We start from the raw sequence: 8,524 nt of genomic DNA, 5'->3' as shown, positions 1-8,524 counted from the left end.
AAAAACATTCTTTGCAATAAAGCTTTTAATACCGACAATTATTGTAAATATAATAATGTCATTGAGAAATCGTCGACGGAAATCGCACTGCCGTGGTCTGTTTAATTTGCCAGTTGCAGCTTAAAATAATATTTTGCACACGACTGGGAATCGCAAGTTCAATTGCTTTTTCGCAGTGTTCTCTTATCGACGTATTCGGTGATGAACTGTCTCATTTTATCAAATCGATCGGTAATACAAGCCTGCGGTTTAGATGTAAACAGGCTCACCACAATGGCGGCGATGAATGACAGAATAAAGCCAGGAATAATCTCGTATAGATAGCTGGTTAGGTTTTTACCATCGATCTGGATTGGTGCATAAATCCAGACTAGGACAGTGACTGCACCGGTAATCATACCCGCCAGCGCTCCATCACGCGTCATATTACGCCAATACAGACTCAACAAAATAATGGGCCCAAACGCCGCACCAAAACCGGCCCAGGCATTACTGACCAGGGATAGAATCGAATTGGAGCGATCGAAGGACAGGGCAATGGCAACCAGCGCAACACCGAGAATGGACAAGCGACCGACCAGAACGAGTTCGCGCTGACTCGCGTCACGGTGAATAAAACTTTTGTAAAAATCTTCGGTCAACGAGCTTGATGACACCAGTAATTGCGACGAGATTGTGCTCATAATAGCGGCAAGTATGGCAGCCAGAAGAAAACCGGTGATATAAGGATGAAAAAGTACCTGAGAGAGATAGATAAATATCGTTTCTGAATCAGCAAGCGAACCGCCTCTAACCGTGACATAGGCAAGGCCAACCAGACCGGTCGCCACCGCGCCCAGAACCGTGACCAGCATCCAGCTCATGCCAATGTGGCGTGCCTTCTGGATATCGCCCAGTGTTCTAATAGCCATGAAACGCACGATGATGTGAGGCTGACCAAAGTAACCAAGCCCCCACGACAGGCTCGATAGCAATCCAAGTAGCGTTACGCCACTAAACCAGTTGAGAAATTCTGGGTCTATGGAGATCAAAGTACTGCTTATAGTATTGTAGCCTCCCAAGTCGATAAAGGCGACACTGGGTACAAGCACCAAGGCGACAAACATGATGCAGCCCTGGACAAAGTCGGTAATGCTAACGGCAAGAAAACCACCGAATAGTGTGTATGCGACAACTGCACTAGCTGTAATAAACAAACCGATCTCGTAGTCCAGGCCAAATGAAGCTTCAAAAAGTTTGCCGCCGGCGACCACGCCTGATGAAGTGTAGAGGGTGAAAAAAACGATGATTACGATCGACGACAGTACGCGTAGTGATCGTGAGGTATCCAAAAATCGCTTTTCAAAAAAGTCCGGGATAGTTATCGCGTCATCCGTCATTTCTGTATAGATCCGCAGGCGTGGTGCCACCAGCAGGTAATTAAAATAGGCACCTATCACCAAGCCAACAGCGATCCACGCAGCACTTATACCACTGAGATAGATAGCGCCAGGCAATCCCATCAGCATCCAGCCACTCATATCGGATGCACCGGCAGAAAGTGCTCCAATAGCAGGATGAAGTTTTCTATCACCGAGCATAAATTCAGAAACATCACTTGTCGCATTTCGATAGCCGTAGTAACCGATGGCCATCATCAAGAAAAAATACGCAAAGAGTGAAACTAACATTGCATCATGCATAAACAATCTGAGTGCTTTGGTTACATAAGAATTAGTACATGTAGCATTAATGCGAGGGAATCATGACGTCATGTCTGAGCGTAACTCAAGGGCTCGCTGGTAAGGCGCGACTATTGTCGGATTCAACAGCCCAGCCAATTGAATGGCTCTAATGATAGCCTTAAAACAATACTACCCAGTTAACTGTACCTGGGCGACAATAGCGAGATGATTAATTTAGCGGTCCTATACAAACTTTATCGACTTCCATATAAAATCATACAACATTCGGTGTGGCTCTATATGGATTTAACTCATGAATCGAGTCGTTTTTGGAGGATTTTGGTCAAAAAGATGCCAGAAAGCTGAGACACCGCCTCTAACAATCTGGAGAATCGATTCACGATATTTTTTCAGAGCTTCAACAATCGCGTTGAGCTTTCTCATCGAAAAGCTCGAGCAAAAGCGAACGCTAGTTTAAAGTCTGCAATTACAATGTTTCGGATGTACCTGAAAGTTAACTTGGCGATACCAAAAGAACAAACAAATGATAATTAACATGAACAAATTAATTGTAGTATTTCTATCTTTCATAATTTTGTCTGGATGCATGAGCATGACTCCCGAAGAGCGCCGGGCTTACAATCTCACGCTTACGGATTATCAGGTTTGCGAGAAACTCATAATTAATACAAATAGCCCGTTAGAATTAAGGCAAGAATGGATGACGGAGGCACAACGGAGAGATGTCGATTGTAATGAATATGCAGCAACGATTAATGCTGTCAGAGCTTTAGATAAATTGCATAATTAGCCTATTCCTGAGTGACTGATGGTTGTCCATCGGAATAAACATGATGTTGATTTGTCGAATATTATTCGGCTGATTGAAGCTGTATGTAGGCCGATTTACTATGTAATGCCTCCTGATTGGTGGTGGATTGATTTGAAAATGATGGGTATAGTCGGTCTCCTTGGGTTGAGTGAATAGGGATGAAATTAACTGTCTGTAATACCAGGAAATTAAATGGTGTTTTTCCGAAAGTAACAAGGGAAAATGCAATGTGTATGGATGAGCCAAAATTAACTAAGCTATACAATTCATGAGGCTATTGTCAATAGATAACTTCATTGAACGGCTGGATGTGGAAAAAACCATGTCTCTCCAACTAGATTCCCGAATAGCAGGTAATATGTTTATGTTTTCTAAAGTTCTTATTACCAGTGACGTTGAGTAATATAAATACTGATAAATTAGAAATAGGGTGATTACTGCATGAATCTAAAATATTTTTCATTAATGCTTATATTGGTAGCTGTGGATGTTGCCGCAGATAACTCTACACTTGACGCAGCTATTGGTGGAGCTATTGGTGGAGCTGCGGGAGCTGCAATCGGTAACGAGCTTGGTGGTCGCAGCGGTGCCATTGCCGGTGGGGCGCTAGGTGCAGCGATAGGAACTACCGTCACCACAAATCAGGGACAGCTTCATGCGATTCCCCAAAGAAATCCGCGCTATGAGTATAGAGGTAATTGGAATCACGGTTATCACTGTCCTCCCGGCCAAGCAAAGAAGGGTAGATGCTGATGCGCAATAATGGCTGAATGAAGATTCAGTGATCTGAAATCAAATACCCTTGAAGCCTTCACTTAGGCTATGTCACAAATAGTTGTTGAACCTGCCTTGCTTTGCCCATAGGTGCTATGAAACAAAGGGTTGAAGTATACTTTGACCGAGACGATCAATCATTCTGTGCCATCCGAGGTAAGAATCTGTCCGATATTTCTGGAGAATTATTTGTTTGAGTCAGGCTGCATCAGTTGACCCTTTTAATCGGCGATTGTTGAATCCGTCAACCCACTCCAGAGTGGCTTCCACTTCATCAATATTGTTCCCAGGAAGCTTGATGCCGTATGATTTCTGTCCTGTATAATCCGTCAATTGTTTCGACCAGTGCATTGTCATAAGAATCGCCGACACTGCCCACAGAAGCTTTAATATTGGCAGCCAAGGTTGCCAATTCACCAGCTTGGAATTCATCGGGCTGATGAAGGATAACGGTATCCAGATCAGTATGGATGGCAAGGGTAGCTGGCGTGACAACGTGTTTGTTGTACGGCTTTGGAAGCGCGTGCAAATACGAAGAGACATATTTGCACGCCTACGACAGCGTATATGATGCAAAGTGAGAGGCTTAGAACAATATTTCATTGTTCTATAACCAAAATAGACCTCACACCACGCTTGACGACAAAACACCAAACCTGTTCCACTTCGAAAACCTGCAACCTACCTGCAGTGCAAAAAAATAGCGTAGGCATTAACGCAAGATTTTCACTTAAGATATGGGAATAATTGTCCAATCAAGTGAGGCCACTTCACTGTGCCGTCCGAGGTAGCTCCTAAGATAACGTGTCGTCCCTCCATTAAACTTCCTCATCCATTGCTTGAACCGGCTATCATAAGCATTGACGTTCTGAATATGATAGATGTTGTTTATAACTCTCTGACCTGCAGTATCCTGTGTGTATCCAATGCGAATAAAAGAGGGTAGTATTTACAGGGGCGATGTCAGAACATCGTCTTATATATTTTTATTCAACGATGTAGGTATTATACAAATCGATCTTGTTTTTGCATTTACTCTTTTAGATGATGAAATACCTGATTTGAGGTTCTCATTATCGCTTAAATCAAATTTTACAGGAGATAAAATGAACATGAAAACAATCACATTATTTAGCAGTATCTTAGTCATGGCTCTTTTTTCATTTGGTGCGATAGCAGAATCTAGTCACTTGGAACAAGCAATTCAGCATGCTGAATCTGCAGCTAAATCAGCCGATGGGAAAGCTATTGCCCATCATGCAAGAATGGCTAAAAACCAAGCGAATGCTGCGAAAAACCAAAGAGATCGAATAATTGACCGTAAACACCTAGATGAGGGCATTAAGTGCTTAGATGATGCTATTAAGGAAGGTGAAGATGGAGATATTGATGAAGCCAAGCAAGCTGCGACAGATGCTGTAAAACATTTTAAGCAGGCTATAAAATAATCGAAGTAATTTCAGTATGATAAAAGACAGTGGGTAAATCCCGCTGTTTTTTGTCTGCTAATTTAACCTGTAGTGTTCGGAATACCAATTTACTCGCGGAATCGATGCTTCAGCCCAACTTTCCATTTGTCTACGAATGCGTATGATAACCAGGATGACCGAAAATATTTAATTCTTGATCCATTTTTGCGAGACTTGCCAGGTTCATTAGACCGGGCGGCATAAAAACTGTATTTGCAGAAAACTTATCACTAAAACAACAACTGATAACGATATCACGTCAACGATCATGCGCCCCTCGACTAACTTCTTTTGATCGCATCTTGTTCGGTCTATCTGGCATTTTTTATCAGCGCAGAACTACTTCATAAAATATGCGGTTATACTGATGCCTGCCACAATCTTAAAGTTTCATCAGGCACTGATTAAAAAATATCGATGCTCATATTCTCGACGCAAGCGAATTAATTCAGCTTGGTCAGCTAGATTCAGAACAACTTCTTTTGTTTCGCCATCTGTTGTCGATCCTCGCTCTGCTCTGACCCAGCGATCAATTGCACTAAGCGATATCCCTAGATTACCCACCGCTTGTTGGTGGGTATAGCTTTTTCTAGAACTAATCTGGCAGCATCCTGCTTAAATTCCAATGTGTGTTTCGATCTACATCGTTTTATTTGATTTGTACTCATCGTCACCTCGTTAAGACATTATAAATCTGCCTGTTAAAGTATCCGGTTTAATTGAATCATTACAGGTTTGACCGCGGGGATTGGAGAAATGATCAGTTAGTTAACAATGTAATGTAATGTAATGGAATGGAATGGCTGCCAAAGTTTGCCTTGAATCATTCTGAGTTAAAAGAAATGGGGCATCACAGTGTGGTGCGCATAATAAAGAAAGGCGCGAAAATTTTATATCAGACTGAGAAATGCGGCTTGCGTGATGAAATACTACTTCACATTGCAATTCGACAAATATACGAAACAATTCCAGCGGTCAGCAAAATCTACTACAAAAATTCAGTTAACGAAACTGTTGAGGGATTTGATGCGATTCATGTTGTAAAAAAGATGATGGTCTTGAAATCTGGATCGGTGAGACAAAATTCTACAATGATGTTGACAGGGATTAACGATATTTGTGTTGAGATTGTACATCTCTTAGAAACTGATTATTTGAGAACTGAATTTCATTTAATTAAGAACAAAATAGGTCCATCACGGCTGGAAGCGAAATCTTTAATAGCTTTGCTTGAAGAGAACGCCTCACTTTTACTGCGAGTGAAGTTTAAAATACCCAATCAAGTTCGGCTTTTAACAAAATGAGTCATTAGAGATAAGATTTTGAAGGAGAAGTTTTATAGAAGAGCCTTTGGGTTATACTAAACATGCTGATCATCGAAGTACCTCATAAATCTTAAAGTTTTTGTTTTTAAATGACTCAGTATTATGCGCTTAACCGGATGAAGATTCAGACATAAAACGTTTTAAAAGAGTTTTGTTTCTTCTTCGTTGGAAGGAGTGATTGTGTCGCCTCACGTACTTATAGGAAAAGAACCATGAACAGCCAACAACGCAAAGGTTATTCTGTATCTGCAAGCACCACATTAAGATTGATAATTCTTATGTTGATTTGTAACACAGCAGTGACTATATACTCCCCGGTACAAGCTGCTAATACTGAGCCGCCTCTCAAAAATATTGAATGCTTGTTCAATTGGGCGCAAACGTTCTATCCGGAGCTGTTTTCCCCTCTGGTATCAAGTGCAGAGTTTTCTTCACCTTACACGTACCGCTATTTTCCAACCACCAATGCTTACTTAGGTGTTTCTTCCGTCGACAACCATGTATATTACAAGGGACCTGATAGTTCGCTGCAGGATGTGGGTGACTTATCCACTTGGTTAAAAATGTCCGGATGCGGTGAAAAGTTATACCCTGTCATTTTCATTCATGGCTTAGCTTCTTCTGCAGATACCTGGAAATCTTATAGGAATTATCTTATAAATAATGGTAATTCGATATTCGGAGGGAATCCTGTCTACAATTACGCCACAAAATCTGTTGAAATTCAATGTCCAACCGATTTAAGCTCGCTTGATTTTTGTACGGGCAGTGCAGGCGATTTCTACTCGTTAAATTTCTCTAATAGTCAGGGCTTATCGTTGGATGTTCAGGGAGGTGAACTGTCAGTAATTATTGAAGCAGTCTTGGCTGCAAATCCTGATAAAACAAAGGTTATTCTGGTAAGCCACAGCTCGGGAGGACTAATTGCAAGAGAATATCTGCAAGGATTGGCGCGGGTGTCAGATTCTGTAACGAGAATTCCGTATCGGGAGGATGTTGCCAAACTTATGATGATTGGGACCCCCCATCAAGGAAGTTTCTGGGCTGAGCAGTGTAGAAATCAATTTGATATTTTGAATTTTTCTGGTGATGTCGGCATTTGTGCTCTTTTATCTTTGGATATAGATCCAGAAAGTACTGCAGTCAAAGAATTAAAACCCGATAGTGAGGCTCTAAATATTCTTAATGATTTGAATACCTATCCACTTCCCTCTAATGTCTCGTATGTTTCGATAATTGGAACGGGGCAGCCTACTTTGGTCAGTTTGGTTGATTCCGATGATGGTGATGGTATCGTGTCACGTATTTCGCAGGACTTGATGACGGTGGCAGGTAATCTTCTACCTTTACACGAATCGGTTAACATTGATATTGCTTTCCAAGAATGTGGTAATAACTTAGATGTGCCTTTTGTCGGGAAAATAGGTGAAACTCACACATGCGAGACAACTGATATCAGCGTAGGAGCAAAAATTCTGAGTAATTTACAATAAAAGCAAATATATAAATTCCGGCTCTGTCGCATTAACTGTAAAAATGAATATTTCAAGTAAACAGATATGTTGGTTTTTAACACTAGGCGGCTTTGTTCTGTCAGCGTATAAATTGCTTAGCATAGGATATCTTGTCAACTCTCCTCCATTCTCATCTACCTTGCGCATCATATGCTTTTGTAATGATTCAATTAAACCGGACACTTTAACAGGAAAATTTATAATGTCTTAACGAGGTGACGATGAATATAAATCAAATAAAGCGATGCAAACCGAAATATACACATTGGAATTTAAGCAAGATGCTGCCAGATTCATTCTAGAAAAAGGCTATACCCATTAACAAGCGGGGGATAATCTAGGGTTATTGCTTAGTGCAATTCTACGGAAAGATCGTTCGCTACACCAAATCACCGTTAGGAGTTGCACTTCGAAATTGAATCTACCATCTTATTAATAACTTAAATTATTGCCTGACAAACTAATGGGCCTAACTCGATCGTTAAATAATATTGCGGTGAAAAGGCTATCGATTCTCAGTAAGGTCGCCGCGGTCTGTTAAATTTGCTAGCTGCAGATTAAAAATAATAATTCGGGTGCGACAGGATTCTTAAAAATTAGCTATCGCTTTCGCGATATTGTCTTATTTGTCATAGAGTTTCTTCAACTATCCACAATTTCTGTGGATAACTTTGTGTATAGCTTCATTCCTTGGTGAGCTAACCTGCAATTTTCTAAGGGATTTACTTAGATTGACTAATAAGTTAACACTTGCATTATTGTGTTTTTATCAAATAGTTATGTGACGTTTATCATCTTGACATTAAGTTTGTTTTAGTAACTATTGTGTGTTGTCAGAATTGTGGATGCTTTTAAAAGGCTATGTAACAATTAAATGTTGAAACTGTCTCGTTTTTCCAAGAGATGATAGGAAACATAGAGCTGGAGTAATATTTTGACCAAGACA

7 protein-coding genes and 3 pseudogenes are annotated in these 8,524 nt (G+C 40.8%); 6 read left to right on the top strand and 4 right to left on the bottom strand.

From position 1 onward, the window contains the following. Positions 1-158: 158 nt before the first annotated feature. Together putP and C7H79_RS18130 are read right to left on the bottom strand one after the other, a co-directional pair. Complete coding sequence (putP, locus tag C7H79_RS15850; protein ID WP_309477335.1) at positions 159-1,670, bottom strand: sodium/proline symporter PutP; 1,512 nt, start codon at positions 1,668-1,670, stop codon at positions 159-161. 300 nt (positions 1,671-1,970) lie between these two features. Next, positions 1,971-2,108 carry a hypothetical protein gene (locus C7H79_RS18130; RefSeq protein WP_172592478.1) on the bottom strand — a complete coding sequence of 46 codons (138 nt, stop codon included), beginning with the start codon at positions 2,106-2,108 and terminating at the stop codon, positions 1,971-1,973. A gap of 169 nt (positions 2,109-2,277) precedes the next feature. On the opposite strand from C7H79_RS18130, the gene C7H79_RS15845 reads away from it, so the two are divergent. Together C7H79_RS15845 and C7H79_RS15840 are read left to right on the top strand one after the other, a co-directional pair. Continuing rightward, a complete protein-coding gene (locus tag C7H79_RS15845; protein WP_147383640.1) occupies positions 2,278-2,475 on the top strand; it encodes a hypothetical protein in 198 nt (65 codons plus the stop codon). Positions 2,476-2,937: 462 nt separating this feature from the next. Next, a complete protein-coding gene (locus tag C7H79_RS15840) occupies positions 2,938-3,249 on the top strand; it encodes a YMGG-like glycine zipper-containing protein (RefSeq protein WP_106708225.1) in 312 nt (103 codons plus the stop codon). Positions 3,250-3,492: 243 nt separating this feature from the next. Here C7H79_RS15840 and C7H79_RS15830 read toward each other — a convergent pair. After that, a pseudogene (locus tag C7H79_RS15830) lies at positions 3,493-3,667 on the bottom strand (integrase core domain-containing protein); the annotation flags it as partial. Between the two features lie 3 nt (positions 3,668-3,670). Between C7H79_RS15830 and C7H79_RS19125 the strand changes: the two are divergent. Then, positions 3,671-3,974: pseudogene (locus tag C7H79_RS19125) on the top strand (integrase core domain-containing protein); the annotation flags it as partial. A 26-nt stretch (positions 3,975-4,000) separates the two neighbouring features. On the opposite strand, the pseudogene C7H79_RS15825 reads toward C7H79_RS19125, so the two are convergent. Then, a pseudogene (locus C7H79_RS15825) lies at positions 4,001-4,177 on the bottom strand (IS1595 family transposase); the annotation flags it as partial. Between the two features lie 19 nt (positions 4,178-4,196). On the opposite strand from C7H79_RS15825, the gene smbP reads away from it, so the two are divergent. From smbP to C7H79_RS15810, 3 genes are all read left to right on the top strand, one after another. After that, positions 4,197-4,718, top strand: a complete 522-nt coding sequence (gene smbP, locus C7H79_RS15820) for a small metal-binding protein SmbP (protein WP_242447343.1) — start codon at positions 4,197-4,199, stop codon at positions 4,716-4,718. 815 nt (positions 4,719-5,533) lie between these two features. Further along, positions 5,534-6,043 carry a Hachiman antiphage defense system protein HamA gene (locus tag C7H79_RS15815; protein WP_106708224.1) on the top strand — a complete coding sequence of 170 codons (510 nt, stop codon included), beginning with the start codon at positions 5,534-5,536 and terminating at the stop codon, positions 6,041-6,043. A 233-nt stretch (positions 6,044-6,276) separates the two neighbouring features. After that, positions 6,277-7,557 carry an esterase/lipase family protein gene (locus C7H79_RS15810; RefSeq protein ID WP_106708223.1) on the top strand — a complete coding sequence of 427 codons (1,281 nt, stop codon included), beginning with the start codon at positions 6,277-6,279 and terminating at the stop codon, positions 7,555-7,557. Positions 7,558-8,524: the final 967 nt, after the last annotated feature.

It is taken from the genome of Nitrosomonas supralitoralis (genome assembly GCF_003011925.2).
Classification (GTDB): domain Bacteria; phylum Pseudomonadota; class Gammaproteobacteria; order Burkholderiales; family Nitrosomonadaceae; genus Nitrosomonas; species Nitrosomonas supralitoralis.
This window is presented reverse-complemented; position numbering and strand designations above follow the sequence as displayed.

Bases quoted from the DNA above. Each gene is read 5' to 3' on its own strand.
- putP (WP_309477335.1), bottom strand. From the start codon at position 1,670: ATGTTAGTTTCACTCTTTGCGTATTTTTTCTTGATGATGGCCATCGGT.
- C7H79_RS15840 (WP_106708225.1), top strand. From the start codon at position 2,938: ATGAATCTAAAATATTTTTCATTAATGCTTATATTGGTAGCTGTGGAT.
- C7H79_RS15845 (WP_147383640.1), top strand. From the start codon at position 2,278: ATGACTCCCGAAGAGCGCCGGGCTTACAATCTCACGCTTACGGATTAT.
- C7H79_RS15810 (WP_106708223.1), top strand. From the start codon at position 6,277: ATGAACAGCCAACAACGCAAAGGTTATTCTGTATCTGCAAGCACCACA.
- C7H79_RS15815 (WP_106708224.1), top strand. From the start codon at position 5,534: ATGGAATGGCTGCCAAAGTTTGCCTTGAATCATTCTGAGTTAAAAGAA.
- C7H79_RS18130 (WP_172592478.1), bottom strand. From the start codon at position 2,108: ATGAGAAAGCTCAACGCGATTGTTGAAGCTCTGAAAAAATATCGTGAA.
- smbP (WP_242447343.1), top strand. From the start codon at position 4,197: ATGCGAATAAAAGAGGGTAGTATTTACAGGGGCGATGTCAGAACATCG.